The sequence below is a fragment of the Kutzneria kofuensis genome, from assembly GCF_014203355.1.
In the GTDB taxonomy this organism is placed as follows: Bacteria; Actinomycetota; Actinomycetes; order Mycobacteriales; family Pseudonocardiaceae; genus Kutzneria; species Kutzneria kofuensis.
Genome location: NZ_JACHIR010000003.1, coordinates 359506 through 376268 on the forward strand (window position 1 = coordinate 359506; position 16763 = coordinate 376268).

At 71.9% G+C, this 16763-nt stretch carries 13 protein-coding genes; 8 read left to right on the forward strand and 5 right to left on the reverse strand.

Features of this window, described 5'->3' with window-relative positions:
* The first annotated feature begins 159 nt into the window (after window positions 1-159).
* Entirely contained in the window at window positions 160-1983 is a 1824-nt protein-coding gene (locus BJ998_RS43725) for a S8 family serine peptidase (protein ID WP_184870057.1), read from the forward strand.
* A gap of 91 nt (window positions 1984-2074) precedes the next feature.
* On the opposite strand, the gene BJ998_RS43730 is transcribed toward BJ998_RS43725, so the two are convergent.
* Window positions 2075-3004: a Gfo/Idh/MocA family protein gene (locus BJ998_RS43730; RefSeq protein WP_184870058.1), complete on the reverse strand. Its 930-nt coding sequence runs from the start codon at window positions 3002-3004 to the stop codon at window positions 2075-2077.
* A 12-nt stretch (window positions 3005-3016) separates the two neighbouring features.
* Window positions 3017-4699 (reverse strand): bifunctional 3'-5' exonuclease/DNA polymerase, encoded by a 1683-nt coding sequence (locus tag BJ998_RS43735; protein ID WP_312890671.1) that lies wholly within the window; start codon window positions 4697-4699, stop codon window positions 3017-3019.
* A 92-nt stretch (window positions 4700-4791) separates the two neighbouring features.
* Here BJ998_RS43735 and BJ998_RS43740 point away from each other — a divergent pair, with 92 nt between their 5' ends.
* The 4 genes from BJ998_RS43740 to BJ998_RS43755 all read left to right on the forward strand — a co-directional run bounded on the left by BJ998_RS43740 (window position 4792) and on the right by BJ998_RS43755 (window position 12145).
* The gene (locus BJ998_RS43740; protein WP_184870059.1) at window positions 4792-7554 is read left to right on the forward strand and encodes a DEAD/DEAH box helicase; all 2763 of its coding nucleotides are present in this window, start codon (window positions 4792-4794) and stop codon (window positions 7552-7554) included.
* Between the two features lie 145 nt (window positions 7555-7699).
* Window positions 7700-8395 carry a DUF4333 domain-containing protein gene (locus BJ998_RS43745; RefSeq protein ID WP_184870060.1) on the forward strand — a complete coding sequence of 232 codons (696 nt, stop codon included), beginning with the start codon at window positions 7700-7702 and terminating at the stop codon, window positions 8393-8395.
* Between the two features lie 41 nt (window positions 8396-8436).
* Window positions 8437-9624, forward strand: coding sequence for a GNAT family N-acetyltransferase (locus tag BJ998_RS43750; RefSeq protein ID WP_184870061.1), 1188 nt, complete (start codon window positions 8437-8439; stop codon window positions 9622-9624).
* A gap of 22 nt (window positions 9625-9646) precedes the next feature.
* On the forward strand, window positions 9647-12145 hold the full coding sequence (locus tag BJ998_RS43755) for an MprF family protein (RefSeq protein WP_184870062.1): 2499 nt from the start codon (window positions 9647-9649) through the stop codon (window positions 12143-12145).
* On the opposite strand, the gene BJ998_RS43760 is transcribed toward BJ998_RS43755, so the two are convergent.
* The gene (locus tag BJ998_RS43760; RefSeq protein ID WP_184870063.1) at window positions 12135-13028 is read right to left on the reverse strand and encodes an oxidoreductase; all 894 of its coding nucleotides are present in this window, start codon (window positions 13026-13028) and stop codon (window positions 12135-12137) included. The two genes, BJ998_RS43755 and BJ998_RS43760, sit on opposite strands and share 11 nt — an antisense overlap.
* A 65-nt stretch (window positions 13029-13093) precedes the next feature.
* Here BJ998_RS43760 and BJ998_RS43765 point away from each other — a divergent pair, with 65 nt between their 5' ends.
* The gene (locus BJ998_RS43765; protein WP_184870064.1) at window positions 13094-13660 is read left to right on the forward strand and encodes a TetR family transcriptional regulator; all 567 of its coding nucleotides are present in this window, start codon (window positions 13094-13096) and stop codon (window positions 13658-13660) included.
* On the opposite strand, the gene BJ998_RS43770 is transcribed toward BJ998_RS43765, so the two are convergent.
* Entirely contained in the window at window positions 13650-13925 is a 276-nt protein-coding gene (locus BJ998_RS43770) for a YggT family protein (protein WP_184870065.1), read from the reverse strand. The two genes, BJ998_RS43765 and BJ998_RS43770, sit on opposite strands and share 11 nt — an antisense overlap.
* A 79-nt stretch (window positions 13926-14004) precedes the next feature.
* Between BJ998_RS43770 and BJ998_RS43775 the strand changes: the two genes are divergently transcribed.
* Both BJ998_RS43775 and BJ998_RS43780 read left to right on the forward strand, forming a co-directional pair.
* Complete coding sequence (locus BJ998_RS43775) at window positions 14005-15270, forward strand: MFS transporter (protein WP_184870066.1); 1266 nt, start codon at window positions 14005-14007, stop codon at window positions 15268-15270.
* Window positions 15267-15764, forward strand: a complete 498-nt coding sequence (locus tag BJ998_RS43780) for a GrpB family protein (RefSeq protein ID WP_184870067.1) — start codon at window positions 15267-15269, stop codon at window positions 15762-15764. The genes BJ998_RS43775 and BJ998_RS43780 overlap by 4 nt, the downstream gene beginning before the upstream one ends.
* Window positions 15765-15770: 6 nt before the next feature.
* Here BJ998_RS43780 and BJ998_RS43785 read toward each other — a convergent pair whose 3' ends face one another.
* Entirely contained in the window at window positions 15771-16700 is a 930-nt protein-coding gene (locus BJ998_RS43785; RefSeq protein WP_184870068.1) for a hypothetical protein, read from the reverse strand.
* Between the last annotated feature and the right edge of the window lie 63 nt (window positions 16701-16763).

Genomic DNA, 16763 nt, shown 5'->3' on the forward strand with positions numbered 1-16763 from the left:
TCGGTGAAGCAACGGGGATCGATGTAACCATCGGCCACGGCTTTGGCGGTCCGTGTAGCGAAGCCCCGTCGGGAAAGGGATCAACCCGACGAATGGCCGGTTCCCGGTGGTCATACCCGCTCATAGAGTGCCCCCAACGGGTGACTCTGAGGAGGGAATATGACAGGGCGGTTACGCGCGCTCGTGGCCGGCGTCGTGCTGGTGGCACCCTTGCTCACGGTGACGGGGGCACCGGCGACGGCGGCCGAGGACACGTCGTACAAGGTCCCGTCGATGCTGCGGCAGCAGGCCGATCAGGTCGCCCATCTGGGTGTGGCCAGGGCCAGACAGCTGTCCGCGAACACGGTGGAGGTCGACCAGGCCGGCATCGGCGTCCAGGTGTACGCCGCCGACCCGGTGACCGCGGACCAGGAGAACCAGCTGCGGTCGCTCGGCGTGACCGTGAAGACCAACGCGGCCAAGCTCGCCCCGGTTCCGGGGGCTGACCTGCCGAACGCCGGTCTGGTCAGCACGGTCGTGCCGGCCGACAAGCTCGACGCGGTGGCCGCGCTGCCGTGGGTGGCGACGCTCCGGCCGAGCCTGCGGCCGGTCACGGACGTCGGACCGAGCACGGCGGAGGCCGTCAAGCTGCACAAGGCGGACGTCGCCCAGCAGCGCGGCCTGACCGGGTGGGGCGAGACGGTCGGCGTGATGTCGGGGGATGTCGACCACGTCGCCGACGCCATCGCCCGCGGTGAGCTGCCCGCCGACGTGAAGGTGCTCAGCCAGGCCTCGTACGACGACGACGAGGGCACGGCGATGATGGAGATCGTCCACGACATCGCGCCGGACGCGAAGCTGATGTACGCCACCAGCGGCGAAACCCTGGCCGACTACGTCAAGGGCTTCCACGACCTCGCGGCCGCGGGCGCCACGATCATCACCGAGGACCTGGCCTTCGACGACGAGCCCGCCTTCCAGCAGGGCCTGGGCGCGACCACCGCGGAGTCCCTGGCCAAGCACGGCATCTGGGTCTCCTCGTCGGCCGGCAACCTCGGCAACCGGCACGCCCCGCGCGTCCCCGCGAAGGGCACCGGACGCACCCCCGACGACCAGGCCAGTCCGCAGACCAACTGCCCGTCGCCGATCCACAACACGGTGGACCTGCGCGGCACGGACAACACGTACAACCTCAACCTGCTGCCCGGCGCCTCGGTGATGCCGACGCTGCAGTGGAGCGAGCCGCGCGCGGTCTACCCGACCACGGGCCAGGGCGGTTTCACCGACCTCAACCTCTACCTGGTGGACGCGGCCGGCAACTGCCTGGCGTGGAGCAACGCCAAGCAGGCCAACGGCGTCGGCGACACGCTGGAGCAGTTCACGTACACCAACACCACCGGCGTGGCCCAGGCGGCGCGGCTCGTGGTGGACGTGGCCGGCACCTCGTCGGCCCGGGCCGTGCCCACCCTCGACCTGCGCTGGCGCGCCCTGTCGTCCGGCGTGCAGACCATCGACCCGCCGGACCGCGCGGGCTCGCTGAACCCGGACTCCAACTACCTGGGCTACGCCACGAGCGCGGCGGCCACCAACGCGAGCGTCTCCGTCGACCCGACGACCAGCCCGCTGGAGGCCTACAGCGCGGCCGGCCCCGTGCAGTTGATCACCACGACCCACTGCCCGGGCAAGGGAATCGGCCCGTGCAAGGGTGTCCCCGGCGGGCACGCGCGGACGGCCCCGGCGCCGAGCTACACGGCGAGCGACGGTGTTCAGGTCAGCGGTGTCGGTCCGTTCGGCTCGGGGACCTGCCCTGCGGTGAAGGCAGGTGACTGCCGCTTCTACGGCACGTCGGCGGCCACTCCGAGCTCCGCCGGTGTCGCGGCGCTGACCAGGCAGGAGTTCGGCGGGAAGTGGGTGTCGCCGGTGCTGCTGAACGTGATCCTGAAGGCGCGGGCCGTGCACCGGGACGGTGACGGCTGGGGCGCGGGCGTTCTGAGCGCAATCTAGTCGTGGCGGAAGGGTGTTCAGGATCGGTTGCCGGCCTGAACACCCTTCCACGAGGCGCTCGACCAGATCGTGCACCGCGGACGCTGGTGACTCACGCGTAGAAGGCCTCGACCGCCTCCTGCACCCGCAAGGCGTCGGCGAAGTCGGCGAGGTCCGCCGGACGGGTTCCCCGAATCGCCTGCGCGAACAGGGAGAGCCGGGTCGACTCGGCGCCGGTGCCGTCACCGCTGAGCTCGACCGGCGTCCACGGCCCACCGTCGGAAGTGGACAGGTGGACCCAGTTTCGCAGCCGGTAGGAACGCTTGGTGCCCCACAGGATCCACTCGTAGCTCTCCGCGGCGGCGACGCCAGCGTATCCCGACACCTGCACGGACACGTCGCCGGCGCGCAGCAGACCCCGTGCGGCGACCTCGCTTCCCTCGGCCGGATAGTCCACAGTGGCCTGAACGGTTCGCACCGGGCCGACCAGGCGGTCCGTCAGATAGGCGAAGTGGGAGAACACCTCCCGGATGAAGCCGCCCTCGGCCCGCTCGCCGACCCACGCCGCCGGCGCCTGGAACGGCCGCGGCCACTGCGGAAACGTCATCCGCACGTCCACGCCGAGCAGCCGACCGGCGTCCGGGATCGCCTTCTCCAGGTACAGGGTCGCGTTCGTGTTGGACAGCGGGAAGTTCACGGCGGTCACCCCGCCCGCGGCGACCATCTCCCGCCCCTCGGCGAGGTCCACGGCCAGCGGCTTCTCGCAGAACACGGCGACGCCGGCGCGAAGCGCCTGCAGCGCGTACTGGGCGTGCAGGGAAGGCGGAGTCGCCACGTAGATCGCGTCCACGCCGTCCACGACCTCGGTCGGTGCGACGAAGGCGACGTCGGGATGCTCGGCCCGCAATGCCGCTACGACCGCGGGATTGGCGTCGGCCGCCCGCGTGACGACGAAGTCGGGATGCTGGAGGGCCTGGTCGAAGGTGCGGCGGCCCATCACGCCGAGACCGATGACACCCAGCCGGATCGGTGTTGCTGTCACGAACGCATTCTCCTATTTGGCGTCGGCGTAGCACTCGACGGCGGCGATATCCAGCGGAAACCGGGCCGGCGTGTCGCCGAAGACGACGCGGCCGGCCGTCGCGGCCGCCTGTTCGAGCACGGTCGTCACCTCGGCGGCGTCCTCGGCCCGGCAGTGCACGATCACCTCGTCGTGCTGGAAGAACACCAACTCCGGCCGCGCCCCCTCGACGCCGACACCGGTCAGCGCGGTCCGCAACGTCGCCAGCAGCGCCAACGCCCAGTCGGCGGCGCTGGCCTGCACCACGAAGTTCCGGGTGAACCGCCCCCGTGCCCGATTCCGGGCGCCGGAGTCGGCGACCTCCTCGACGGGCTCGGGGTCCAACGAGCCCCCGGTCCACCCCGACGTCGCCGGGGGACAGGTGCGCCCCAGCCACGACCGCACCAACCCGCCGGACTCGCCGACCTGCGCGGCCTTCTCCACGTAGTCGACGGCCCGAGGGAACTTCCGCCGCAACGCGGCGACCAGCGCCCCGGCCTCGCCGCTGGTCTGCCCGTACAGCGCGGCCAGCATGCCGATCTTGGCTCGCGGCCGGTCCCCGCCGAACGCCTCGTCGGCGAGCGCCCGGTACAGGTCGCCGGAACTGCCCGCCCGCGCCAGTTTGTCGTCACCGGCCAGCGCCGCCAGCACCCGCGGCTCCAACTGTCCGGCGTCCGCGACCACGAGGACCCACCCGGGATCGGCGATCGCCGCCCGCCGGACCCGCTTGTGGATCTGCAGCGCCCCGCCGCCGCGGGTGGCCCATCGCCCGGACACGACGCCGCCGGGCACGTACTCGGGCCGGAACCGGCCGTCGTGCACCCACGCCGACAGCCAGGCCCAGCCGTGCGCGGTGTAGATCCGGTACAGCTCCTTGTACTCCAGCAGCAGCGGCACCGCCGGGTGATCCACTTCCTTCAGCACCCACGACCGGGTGGACGACAGCCGGATGCCGACCCGCGCGAACGCCTTGAGCACCTCGGCCGGCGAGTCCGGGTGCAGCCGGTGGTCGCCGAGCGCCGCCGCGATCCGCTCGGACAGCTCGCCCAGCTTCCGTGGCGGCACCCCGTACGCCTGACGCGCCCCCAAGATCTCCGTGAGCAGCGCCGAGTGCACGTCCGCCCGCCACGGCAGTCCCACGTGCCCCATCTCCGCCGCCGCCAACGCGCCCGCCGACTCCGCCGCCACGAGCAGCCGGAACCGCCCCGGCAGCGCCGTCTCATCGATCCGCCGCAGCTGCGATGCGTGCACGGCGACCAGCACGTCCAGCGGATCCGCCCCGCCCAGCGGGTCCGCCGGCTGCTCCGCGTCGAACAGGGTCGGCTGGGTGTCCCGGGACCGGGGCGGTTTGTCCGCCGGCACCGGCCCGCCGGTCAGCCGCGCCCACGCCGCCGGCACGCTCCGCGGCTCGCCCCACCGACCGATATATCCCAGGAGGAGCGTCTCGGTCAGTTCCACGTCGTGGCAGCGCTCCACCCGCACCCCGGCGGCCAGCAGGCGGGGATAGATGTCCATCGTGTGCGCCCACACCCAGCGGGGCGCCGACTCCTGCTCCACCTCCGCGACCGCCGCCACGAGGTCGTCCCAGGCGCGCGCGGCGCCGACCGGCTCACCGTCCTCGGTCAGCTCCTGCGTCAACGCCCCACCTGCGTCGATGGGCACCACGGCAACCCGCACGGGGACATCTTGACAACAACCCCTGACAGTTTGGGACCACGCCCGTGTAGATCTTGGACGCAACTGTCGGGCTTGTATGAAACTCTGGTGTCGTGGCTTCCAGCGCATCACCGGGCCGGTCCCCGGCCGAGGCATACGCGGCGTCCAAGCGCCGCGCCGCCCGGCCCCGGCTGACCGACTTCGTCTCGGTGCTCTCCTTCGAACTCGACCCGTTCCAGCGCGAGGCCTGCGAGGCCCTCGAGGACGGGCACGGCGTGCTGGTCTGCGCCCCGACCGGGGCGGGCAAGACCGTGGTCGGCGAGTTCGCCGTGCACCTCGCGCTGGGCCAGGGCGCGAAGTGCTTCTACACGACGCCGATCAAGGCGCTGTCCAACCAGAAGTTCGCCGACCTGACCGCGCGCTACGGCGCCGACAAGGTGGGCCTGCTGACGGGTGACTCCTCGATCAACGGCGACTCCCCGGTGGTGGTGATGACCACCGAGGTGCTCCGCAACATGCTCTACGCGGGCTCCTCGACCCTGGACAACCTCGCCTTCGTGGTGATGGACGAGATCCACTACCTGGCGGACCGGTTCCGCGGCGCGGTGTGGGAGGAGGTGATCCTGCACCTGCCGGAGACGGTGAAGGTGGTGGGCCTGTCCGCGACGGTCAGCAACGCCGAGGAGTTCGGCGAGTGGCTGGTCGAGGTCCGCGGCGACACCGCTGTCGTCGTCGACGAGCACCGCCCGGTGCCGCTGTGGCAGCACATGATGCTGGGCGGCCGGGTCATCGACCTGTTCGCCGACGACGGCGGCAACGAGGCCCGGATCAACCCGACGCTGCTGCGCCGGGCCGAGGAGCTGGGCCGTCACCACGTGCCGTTCAGCCACGGCCGCGGCCCCCGAGCCGCCCGGGCCAGGGGCGGTGGTCCGCGGTTCCGCCCGCCGTCACGGGTGGACGTGGTCGGCCGCCTGGAACAGGCCGGCCTGCTGCCGGCGATCGACTTCGTGTTCAGCCGCGCCGGCTGTGAGGCGGCCGTCACGCAGTGCGTCCGGGCCGGCATGCGGCTGACGTCCCCGGAGGACGTCGAGGTCATCCGCGGCATCATCGACGAGCGCACGAAGGACCTGCCCGAGGGCGACCTGATGGTCCTCGGCTACTGGGAGTGGCGGGAGGCCCTGGAGCGGGGCATCGCCAGCCACCACGCCGGCCTGCTGCCGGCGTTCAAGGAGACCGTCGAGGAGCTGTTCGTCCGCGGCCTGGTCAAGGTCGTCTTCGCCACGGAGACGCTGGCGCTGGGCATCAACATGCCGGCGCGCACGGTCGTGCTGGAGAAGCTGGTCAAGTACAACGGCGAGGCGCACGTCGACCTCACGCCGGGGGAGTACACGCAGCTCACGGGGCGGGCCGGCCGGCGCGGCATCGACGTGGAGGGCCACGCCGTCGTGGTGTGGCAGCCGGGCATCGACCCCAAGCAGGTCGGCGGCCTGGCCTCCACCCGCACCTATCCACTGCGCTCCAGCTTCCGGCCCGGCTACAACATGGCCGTCAACCTGGTGCACCAGGTCGGCGCGCAGGCGGCCCGGGAGATGCTGGAGCAGTCCTTCGCCCAGTTCCAGGCCGACCGCTCGGTGGTGGGCCTGGCCCGCCGGATCGAGCGCGGCAAGGAGGCGCTCGCCGGCTACGCCAAGTCCATGACCTGCCATCTCGGCGACTTCAGCGAGTACGCCGAGCTGCGCCGCAAGCTCACCGACCGGGAGAAGGCGCTGTCCCGGCAGAACAGCGCCACCCGCCGCGCGGCGGCGGCCGAGTCGCTGGAGCGGCTGCGCAAGGGCGACGTCATCGCGGTGCCGTCGGGTCGCCGGTCGGGCATCGCCGTGGTGATCGACCCGGGCCTGGACCCGCTGGGCGAGCCCCGACCGTTCGTGCTGACCGAGGACCGCTGGGCCGGCACGCTGTCGGTGGCCGACTTCCCGGCCCCGGTGGAGGCACTGGGTCGGATGCGGCTGCCGAAGAACGTCGACTGGCGGTCTCCGCGCATCCGCCGGGACCTGGCCGCCAGCCTCCGTGAGACGGGGATCACCCCGCCGCACCGGCAGGGCCGCCGCGGTCGGGCCGACGCGCATGACGACGTCGAGCTGGCGGCGCTGCGCCGGGCCATGCGTGCCCACCCGTGCCACGGGTGCAGCGACCGGGAGGCGCACGCCCGCTGGGCCGAGCGCTACCACCGGCTGCTGGCCGAGACCGAGCGCCTCGAACGCCAGGTCGCGTCCACCACGCACTCCCTGGCCCGGGCGTTCGACCGCATCCGCGGCCTGCTCCGGGAGCGCGGCTACCTGGAGGCCAACGGCGACGGCGTCACGTCGGACGGCCGTCGGCTGGCCCGCCTGTACAGCGAGTCGGACCTGCTGGCGGCGGAGTGCCTGCGGCACGGCGTCTGGGAGAGCCTGACGGTCCCGGAGCTGGCGGCGGTCGTGTCGTCGCTGGTGTTCGAGGCCCGCCGGGACGGCCCGATGGACCCGCGGCTGCCCACGCCGGAGGTGGCGGCGGCGATGCAGGAGACCATGCGGCTGTGGGCGTCGATCGAGGACGACGAACGCCGCCACAAGCTGGACCGCACGCGGCAGCCGGACACCGGCTTCGCCTGGCCGGTGTACCGCTGGGCCCGTGGCGAGGCGCTGGAGAAGGTCCTCACGGCGGCCGAGACCAACGGACAGGAGGTGTCGGCGGGCGACTTCGTGCGCTGGTGCCGGCAGGTGATCGACCTGCTCGACCAGCTGCGGGACGTGGTCGGCAAGGGCGAGCCGGTCGGCGCGACGGCCGCCGAGGCGGTCAAGGCCCTGCGCCGCGGGGTAGTGGCGATGGGCACCCTCTGAACGGCGGATTCGGGCCCGCTCCGATGGTGGCAGCGTGCGGGGGCGACACGCGTTTGTCCAGGGCGGCCACGCGGTGGGGGCGGGCTGTGGTTTGATCGCGGCCAAGCGGCCGGATGTCGGAGTTCAGCAGAGCACGGAGGCAACAATGACCAGCCCGTACGGACCGTCCGGGGGCAACGACCCGCAACAGTGGGGCCAGCAGCCCCAGGGTGGGTACCCCGGCACACCGTCCGGTGGCTTTCCGGCCCAGCCCCAGCAGCCTCCGCAGCAGTGGGGCCAGCCCAACCCGTACGGCCAGCCCCAGCAGCCGCAGCAGCCCCAGCCGGGGCAGTACCAGCAGCCCAGCCCGTACGGCGGCCAGCCCGCCTACCCCCAGCAGCAACCGCAGCAGCCCGGTTTCAACCCCTACGGCCAGCCGGCGCAGCAGACCGCGCAGTGGGGCCAGCAGCCGGTGCCCGGCCAGCAGCCGCAGTGGGGGCAGCAGCCCGGCCAGTTCGGCGGCGGCTTCCCCGGCGCGCCCGCGCCCAAGGGCAACCGCAAGGGCCTGGTCATCGGCATCGTCGTGGTCGCCGTGCTGATCGTGATCGTGGTCGTCGTGCTGCTGGTGGCCGGCGTGTTCACCAAGAAGGTCTTCGACACCGCCAAGGTGGAGCAGGGCGTCACCGGCGTGCTGACCGACAACTACAAGCTCAAGGCCAGCGACGTGAAGTGCCCGGACAACGAGCCCGTGAAGGCCGGCACCACCTTCACCTGCCAGGTGACCGTGGACGGCGCGCAGAAGAACGTGCAGATCACGGTGAAGAGCGACGACGGCCACTACGAGGTCGGGCAGCCCCAGTAATCCCCGGTGATTCGGTTACCTGCCGTAAGTAGAGTCGGGTCATGACGATGCCGCCGCACGATGTCCGCACGCTCAGCGGCGAGGAGGAGCTGCGGGCCGCGCACGCTCTGTTCCGGTCCTGCCTGCACACCCCGCCGGCCACCGACGAGGACTGGCCGGCCGCGTACGGCTCGATGGACCGGGCGACGGTGCTCAGCGCGTTCGACGACTCCGGGATGATCGGCACGCTCACCGCCAACAGCAGCGTGCTCGCGCTGCCGGGCGGCAAGGTCGTGCCGATGGACGCGGTGAGCCGGGTCGGCGTGCGGGCGGACCGCACCCGCCGCGGCGTGCTCAGCGAGGTGATGCGGACGCACCTGGACGGCACGTCCGCGCCGATCGCCACGCTGCGCGCCACCGAGGGCGCGATCTACCGGCGGTTCGGCTACGGCGTGGCCACCCGGACCCGCACGGTGCAGATCGACACCGGCCGAGCGCGCCTGCACGATCGCGCGCCGGTGGCCGGCGATGTCCGGCTGGTGCGGGACCAGGACGAGGTCCGGCGGCTGCTGCCCGAGCTGCTGGAGCGGTGGGGCACGGTCCGGCCGGGCGGCATCGTGATGTCGGCCGGGTTCTGGCAGCTGGTGCTGAAGCGGGAGGGCTACCTCCGCCTCGCCGTGCACGAGGACGGCGTCGCCTGCTTCAAGGTCGAGGAGGACAAGGGCGGCGAGCACTACTCGTACTCGATGGAGGTCGGCGCCCTGTTCGCCGCCACCCCGACGGCGACCGCGACGCTGCTGAAGTTCCTGCTCGGCATCGACCTGGTCCGGCGCGTCGAGTTCGTGAGCCGGCCGCTGGACGAGGAGTTCGAACTGCTGCTGGCCGACCCCCGGGCGGTCAGAACCACCGAGATCGAGGACGAGACCTGGCTGCGGCTGGTGGACGTGCCGGCGGCGCTGGCCGCGCGTACCTACGGCGAGGCCGAGCCGGTGGTGATCGAGGTCGTGGACGACCTGCTGCCGGCCAACCGGGGCCGCTACCTGGTCGGCCCGGACGGCGCCGAGCGCACCGACCGGGACGCCCAGCTCCGGCTGGGCGTCGCCGACCTCGGCGCGGCCTATCTCGGCGACCGGCCGCTGAGCCAGTTCGCCGACGCCGGCCTGGTCGACGTGCTCGACGCGGCGGCGCTGCCGGCCGCCGACCGACTGTTCCGGCTCGACCGCGCCCCCTGGTGCGGCACCTACTTCTGACGACTTTCCCGCCTGGAGCCTCATGACCACGCTCGCCAGCTGGCGGCACGGTATCGATCGGATACTGGGGCCGGACCGGGTGCTGGTGGCACTGCGGCGCGCCCCGTTCACCGTCGGCCTGATCGGCTTGCTGTGGCTGACCGCGATCGGCACCGGCAGCCTGCCCGGCGGCCCGCCGGACAACCTGTTCGACGTGGTCGCCGTGTCCTGGGACGACCTGGCCGGCGGCCGGCTGTGGACCGTCATCACCAACGGCATGTGGTGTTTCGACCTCGCCGGCTACCTGGCGACCACGGTGCTGCTGCTGGTGATCGGCGTGCCGGCGGAGCGCCGGCTCGGTGCCGGGCGCAGCATGCTGGTGCTGCTGGCCTGCCAGGTCGCCGGCGTGCTGCTGGCGATCCCGCTGGTGCAGCTGGCGGCGCTGACCGGCGAGCCGTGGACGTCGTCGATCGCCGCGGACACGACACTCGGCATGTCGCCGGGCATCGTCGGCCTCGGGCTGGCGCTGAGCGGCCGGCTGGGCGCGCTGTGGCGCCGGCGGCTGCGGCTGTTCCTGCTGGTCGGCGCCGGCGTGATGGTGCTGTACTCCGGGACCATCCAGGACGTGGCGCGGCTGGCCGGCGGCCTGGTCGGGCTGGTGATCGGGCTGACGATGCTGGGCCGGCCGCCCCGCGTCGTGATCAACGCGTCGTCGCGGTCGGAGACGAAGGTGCTGGTCGCGCTGCTCGTCGCGGCGACCGCGCTCGGCCCGATCGCGACCCTGTTCTCCAAGACGGCGAACGGCCCGCTCGGGCTGCTGCAGATCATGTTCGCGTCGCCGGCCGTCGACGCCGCGACGGTGGCCGAGAACTGCGCCAACGGGTTGCAGGACACCTCCGGCTGCCGCCTGGTCACCGCCGAGACGCTCGGCACCGGCATCGGCTCCGCCGTCACGTCGATCGGGCCGGCGCTGCTGCTGCTCGCCGTCGCCGAGGGGCTGCGCCGCGGCCGCCGGTTCGCGTGGTGGCTGGCGCTGGTGTTCAACGCCATGCTCGGCCTGAGCTGCGTCGTCTTCATCGGCGGCTACCTGTACGGCACGGACGCCAGCCTGAACGACGTCATCCCGAACATCCCGCCGATGCTGCTGCCGTTCGCGGTGTGCGGGCTGTTGCTGGGGACGCGCGGCCTGTTCACGGTGACCGCGCCGCAGCGGACCTACCGCCGCCTGGTGGTCGGCCTGTTCGCGACATTCGTTGTCACATCAGCGGTGTACGTCGGCGTCGGCTACCTGGACCGGGCGCACTTCAAGCCGGTGCCGGACCTGACACTGCTGCTGACCGACCTGCCGTCCCGCTACCTGCCGCCCGGCTACGCCCTGCTGGCAGACATCGACTTCCTGCCCACCGGCGGGTTGGCGATCCTGGTGTGGGAGTACACCGGCACGGTGTTCTGGGTGGTGCTGCTGATCGGGCTGCTGATCAGCTTCTGGCGGGCCAAGCCCGTGCAGGACGCCGAGGCCACCGTCGCGGCCCGCAAGCTGATGGAGCGCAATGGCGGCTCCTCGTTGGCGTACATGACAACCTGGCCCGGCAACCAGTACTGGTTCACGCCCTGCCGGCAGGCCGCGCTGGCCTTCCGGGTGTCGGCGACGGTCGCGTTGACCACCGGCGGCCCGATCGGCGAGCCGGACCAGCATCGCGAGGTCGTCCTCGGCTTCCAGCAGTTCTGCGCCGACAACGGCTGGACGCCGTGCCTGTACAGCGTCACCGACGAGGTGCGGGACGCGGCCGTGGCGCTGGGCTGGCGGGCCGTGCAGGTGGCCGAGGACACCGTGGTTCCGTTGGCGGACCTGGAGTTCACCGGCAAGAAGTGGCAGGACGTGCGCACGGCGCTGAACAAGGCCGGCAAGGAGGGCATCACCGCCGAGTGGCTGTGCTACCCGGACGCGCCGCTGGCGATCACCGACCAGGTGCGGGCCATCTCCGAGGAGTGGGTGGCCGACAAGGGAATGCCCGAGATGGGCTTCACCCTCGGCGGGCTGGACGAACTCGCCGACCGGTCGGTGCGGTGCCTGATCGCGGTGGACCGGGACCGGACCGTGCACGGCGTCACCAGCTGGCTGCCCGTGTACGAGGACGGCGAGGTCGTCGGCTGGACCCTGGACTTCATGCGCCGCCGCGGCGCCGGCTTCCGCGGCGTCACCGAGTTCATGATCGCCTCGGCGGCGCTGTCGCTGAAGGAGGAGGGCGCCCGGTACCTCAGCCTGTCCGGTGCGCCACTGGCCCGGCTGGACCGTGGCGAGGACGTCTCGTCCCTGCAACGGATTCTGGACGTCACCGGGAAGGCGTTGGAGCCGGTGTACGGGTTCCGGTCGCTGCTCAGCTTCAAGGCCAAGTTCCAGCCCGAGTACCGGCCGCTGTTCATGGCGTATCCGGACGCCTCGGCGCTGCCGGCGATCGGCAACGCCATCGGCCGCGCCTACCTGCCGCACCTCACGGCGCGGCAGGGGCTGCGGCTGGTGTCCAAACTGCTCAAGAACTGAGGTAGCGCACGTCGGTCAGCTCCTCGGACAGCTCCCACAGCCGGCGGCCCACCCGCGGGTCCGTCGCCTTGGACGAGGGCTTCTCCGGGCGCGGGGCTCCCTTGGTGCGCAGGAGATTGCCGGGGCCGACCAGGGTTCCGCCGGGCAGGTTCGGCACCGTCGCCGCGTAGAGCGTGGGCATCGCGCCGCCGGCCATGTCCTGCACGAGCGGCTTGGCCAGCACGTCGACCACCGGGTTGCCCAGGCTCTGGCCCGGCTCGAGGGCGAAGCCCGGGTGCGCGGCGTAGCTGTGGACGTCGGCGCCGGCCAGCCGGCGGTCCAGCTCCAGGGTGAAGATCATGTTGGCCAGCTTGGAGTTGCCGTAGGCGCGGCCGGCAAGATACCGGCGCTCGTGCTGCGGGTCGGCGAAGTCGAACGGGAAGAACTTGTGGGCCAGGCTGGTGATGTTGACGACCCGCGAGCCCGGGCGCAGTGCCGGCAGCAGCAGGCCGGTCAGCGCGAAGTGGCCGAGGTGGTTGGTCCCGAACTGGGCCTCGAAGCCGTCCTTGGTGGTGCGGCGCTTGGGCACCATCTTCTCGCCGGCGTTGTTGACCAGCAGGTCGATGTGCTCGTGCGCGGCCAGCACCGCCTTGGCCGTCTCCCGGACCCCGGCCAGGTCGGCCAGGTCGAGGTGCACCAGGTCGACCTTGGCCGCCGGCAGCTTGCGCTGGATGCTCGCGACGGCCTTCTCGCCGCGCTCCGGGTTGCGGGCGGCGAGCAGCACGTGCGCGCCGTGCTCGGCCAGGCCCAGCACGGCGTGATAGCCGATGCCGCTGTTGGCGCCGGTCACCAGCGCGGTCTTACCGGTGAGGTCGGGCAGGTCGGCGGGACGCCACGAAGTCATGACCCAAAAGTGGCACAAGCTGCCACTTGGCGTCAAATGACACTTTCTCCGGTAGCATGACCCGGGTGACGAAGCTGTGCGGGCTGCGGGAGCGCAAGAAGCAGCAGACCAGGATCGCCCTGGTCGACGCCGCGCTGGCGCTGTTCGAGGCCAAGGGCTTCGAGGCCACCACCGTCGAGGAGATCGCCGCCGCCGCGGACGTCTCGCCCCGCACCTTCTTCCGGTACTTCACCGCCAAGGAGGGCGTGCTCCTCGCCGTGCACGACGAGGAGTTCGACGGGCTCCTGACCGCTCTCGACGGCGCGGCCAGCCTGGCCGAGGCCGTGATCGGCACCATCGGCGGCGACCACGAGCGGTTCCGCCGCGTGCAGGAGCTGCTCGCCCGCACCCCGGCGCTGCGCGCCGTCTTCCTGGAGCGGGCCGTCGAGCAGGAGCGGCAACTCGTCGACAAGCTCGTACCCGCCGAGGCCTCCGGCGAACAGATCCTGCGCACCCGGCTGCTCGTCGCCGCCACCTACGCGGCGCTGCGGGTCGCCATCGAGAACTGGCTGACCACCCCCGACTCCAACTGCGCGTCTCACGTCAGCCAGGCCCTGGCCATGCTCGACCAGGGCCTCGCCGTCACAGGCTGAACAGGATGCCGCGCAGGATGAGCGCGGCGACGAACACCACGGTGAAAGCCAGGTCGATGCCGATGCCGCCGGCGCGGATCGGCGGCATCACCCGGCGCACCGGCGCGATCACCGGCTCGGTGCCGGCGTGGGCCAGCCTCCGGGCGCGGACCGTCCAGTACGGGCCGCGACCGGCGAGCGACACCCAGTCCAGGATCATCCTGACGATCAGCAGCAGGATGAACAGCGTCACCACGAACCCGAGCAGCGTTGCGATCAGGCCCATCTCGTCTCCTTCGTCTCACCCGTCCAACGTTCGGGCCGGTGGGGAAGTGTCCGATTCGACCTGTCGATACGCTCAGCGAATGATCTCCGGCGACGTGGGGGAGCGGGCCGTGGCCAGGGCCACCTGGCGGCTGGTCCCGCTGATGGCCGTCTGCTACTTCTTCGCCTACCTGGACCGGACCAACCTGTCCGTGGCGGCGTTGACCATGAACAAGGAGCTGGGCCTGTCCGCCACGGCGTACGGGTTCGGCGCGGGGCTGCTGTTCGTCGGCTACGTGCTGCTGGACGCCCCGAGCAACCTGATCCTGCACCGGGTCGGCGCGCGGGTGTGGATGGCCCGGATCATGGTGGTGTGGGGGATCGTGGCCGCCGCGTGCGCCGCCATCCAGGGCGAGGTCAGCTTCTACGTGCTGCGCTTCCTGCTCGGCGTCGCCGAGGCCGGCTTCTTCCCGGGCATGATCCTCTACCTGAGCTACTGGTTCCCGGCGGCGCGGCGGGCCACCGTCACCGGCCTGTTCATGATCGCCGTGCCGCTGTCCACGGCAGTGGGCGCGCCGCTCGGCGGGCTGCTGCTCGGCCTGGACGGCGCTTGGGGGCTGTCCGGTTGGCGGTGGTTGTTCCTGCTGGAGGGCGTGCCGTCCATCCTGCTCGGCGTGCTGCTGCTGTGGTTGCTGCCGAACCGGCCGGCCGACGCCCGCTGGCTGAGCGCCGACGAGCGGGCGTGGATCACCGAGACGCTGGCCCGCGAGGAGTCGGCGGTGCCCGAGCTGCCGGTGCGGCGGGTCGTGCTGCACCCGCGGGTGATCACCCTCGGCCTGGTGTACTTCGCCATCGCGTTCGGCCTGTACGGGCTCGGGTTCTGGATGCCGACCATCCTCAAGTCGTCGCTGGGTCTGGGGAACCTGTCCGTCACTCTGTTGACGGCGGTGCCGTACGCCATTGGGGCCATCGCGATGGTCTGGTGGGGTCGTCGGTGTGACCGGATCGGGCGACCTGTGCCGCACACCCTGGCCCCGATGGCCGCTGGCGGCGTACTGCTGGCCGTGTCCGCCTTCCTGACGTCCGCCCCGTGGCTCGGCTACGCCGGGCTGTGCGCGTGCGCGATCGGCGTGATGGCCGCGTTCCCCTGCTTCTGGACGCTGCCGTCCGCGTTCCTGTCCGGCGCCGCCGTGGCCGCCGGCATCGGGGTGATCAACTCCATCGGCAACCTGTCCGGCTTCCTCGGGCCGTACTGGGTCGGGTGGATGACCGACCTGTTCGGCTCCAGCCAGTGGGGCCTGGTCACCATCGGGGTGGTCATGGTCGCCGGCGCCGTGCTCGTGTCCCGGCTGCGGGTGGCGTCGTGATCGAGATCGTCGTCTACGACCCGCGCTGGCCGTCGCTGTTCGCCTCCGTGCGCGACCGGCTCACCGGGCCGCTCACCGGCCTGGTCGACCGCATCGAGCACGTCGGCAGCACCGCCGTGCCCGGCCTCGCCGCCAGGCCCACCGTCGATCTCACCGCGGTCGTCGAGTCGCTTGATCATCTGCCGGCGGTGATCGGCCGCCTGGCCCCGCTCGGCTACTGCCACGAAGGCGACCTCGGTGTCCGAGGGCGGCACGCATTCACCACCCCTCCCGACGCCCCGCCCCATCACCTCTACGTCTGCGCCGCGGACGACCCCGGTTTCGCCGACGTCCTCGCGTTCCGCGACTACCTCCGCACGCATCCCGACACCGCCCGGGCCTACGCCGAGCTCAAGTACTTCCTGGCCGAGCGGTTCCGGGACGACCGGGCCGGCTACACCGCCGCCAAGTCCGCGTTCATCAACCGCATCGTCGCCACCGCGACCAGGAGCTGACCGCTGTCACTGGTAGCTGACGAACTCCGGCTGCGGCCTCATGCCCAGCACGTCCGGCGCGCCCAGCAGCGGGTGGTCCTGGGTGTAGAACAGCTTGAATCCCATGTGGAACTTCTCCGGCGCGGCGATGGCGTGGTAGATGTCCATCTTGGTCTCCACGCCGCCGAAGCCGTCCAGGTGCTGCACCAGCGCGAGCTCCGGGTGCTCGGCGATGCCCTGCAGGTCCGTGACCATCGAGGCGCGGAACATGTGCAGCACGACCACCTTCTGCGGCAGGTCGGCGGTCCTGGTCAGGTCCGCGAGCCAGTCCAGCACCTGGTTGACCTCGGGCGCGCCGACGTGGCCGATCACCGATCCCGGCACCTCGCCGGGATCCATCCGCCACTCCGCGTCCAGCGCCAGGCCCACGTCCGGCTGGGCCAGCAGGTCCCGCCACGGCCGCACCGCCGACATGAAGTCCCGGCTGCCCGGCTGCACGTCCACAATGAACAGTTGGTGGTGCTGGCGGGCCACGTCCAGATACCGCTGGACCTCAGCCATTTCCACCTGGTGGCTGTACGCCCCGTCCGGGCCCGGGTAGTCGTCGGCCACCGTCGCGATGAACTCCATCGCCGGCTGCACCGTCCGATCCGGGGTCGCGAACTGCTGCGCCGCCTTGTCGATCGCGTCCGCCGCCTGCTCCGGCGAGCCCTGCCCCAGCACCCCCAACGCCGGCGTGCCCCCGGTTCCGTAGTACGCCACCACCCGGTAGTGCGGGAACACCGTCCTGCCGCCCAGCGGCAGCTCCTTCTGTGGCGGTGGCGGCGCGCTGCTCGTCGGCGGCACCAGGTGCGCAGCCTGCTGCGGCGGCCCCGCCGCCTCCCTCGGCGCCCCGCACCCCGCCATCGTGATCACCAGCAACGCGGCCCCGGCGGCCGTCCCCAGTCGTCCGTCCATAATGGCGGGTACCCGACGTCAGCGTGCTTTAACGCGACCAATCGAGGAAGCGCCTCGTCCGTC

What these genes read in the sequence shown, in the direction of transcription:
- BJ998_RS43725 (WP_184870057.1), top strand. Translation starts at nt 160, where the DNA reads ATGACAGGGCGGTTACGCGCGCTCGTGGCCGGCGTCGTGCTGGTGGCA.
- BJ998_RS43745 (WP_184870060.1), top strand. Translation starts at nt 7,700, where the DNA reads ATGACCAGCCCGTACGGACCGTCCGGGGGCAACGACCCGCAACAGTGG.
- BJ998_RS43750 (WP_184870061.1), top strand. Translation starts at nt 8,437, where the DNA reads ATGACGATGCCGCCGCACGATGTCCGCACGCTCAGCGGCGAGGAGGAG.
- BJ998_RS43755 (WP_184870062.1), top strand. Translation starts at nt 9,647, where the DNA reads ATGACCACGCTCGCCAGCTGGCGGCACGGTATCGATCGGATACTGGGG.
- BJ998_RS43760 (WP_184870063.1), bottom strand. Translation starts at nt 13,028, where the DNA reads ATGACTTCGTGGCGTCCCGCCGACCTGCCCGACCTCACCGGTAAGACC.
- BJ998_RS43770 (WP_184870065.1), bottom strand. Translation starts at nt 13,925, where the DNA reads ATGGGCCTGATCGCAACGCTGCTCGGGTTCGTGGTGACGCTGTTCATC.
- BJ998_RS43775 (WP_184870066.1), top strand. Translation starts at nt 14,005, where the DNA reads ATGATCTCCGGCGACGTGGGGGAGCGGGCCGTGGCCAGGGCCACCTGG.
- BJ998_RS43785 (WP_184870068.1), bottom strand. Translation starts at nt 16,700, where the DNA reads ATGGACGGACGACTGGGGACGGCCGCCGGGGCCGCGTTGCTGGTGATC.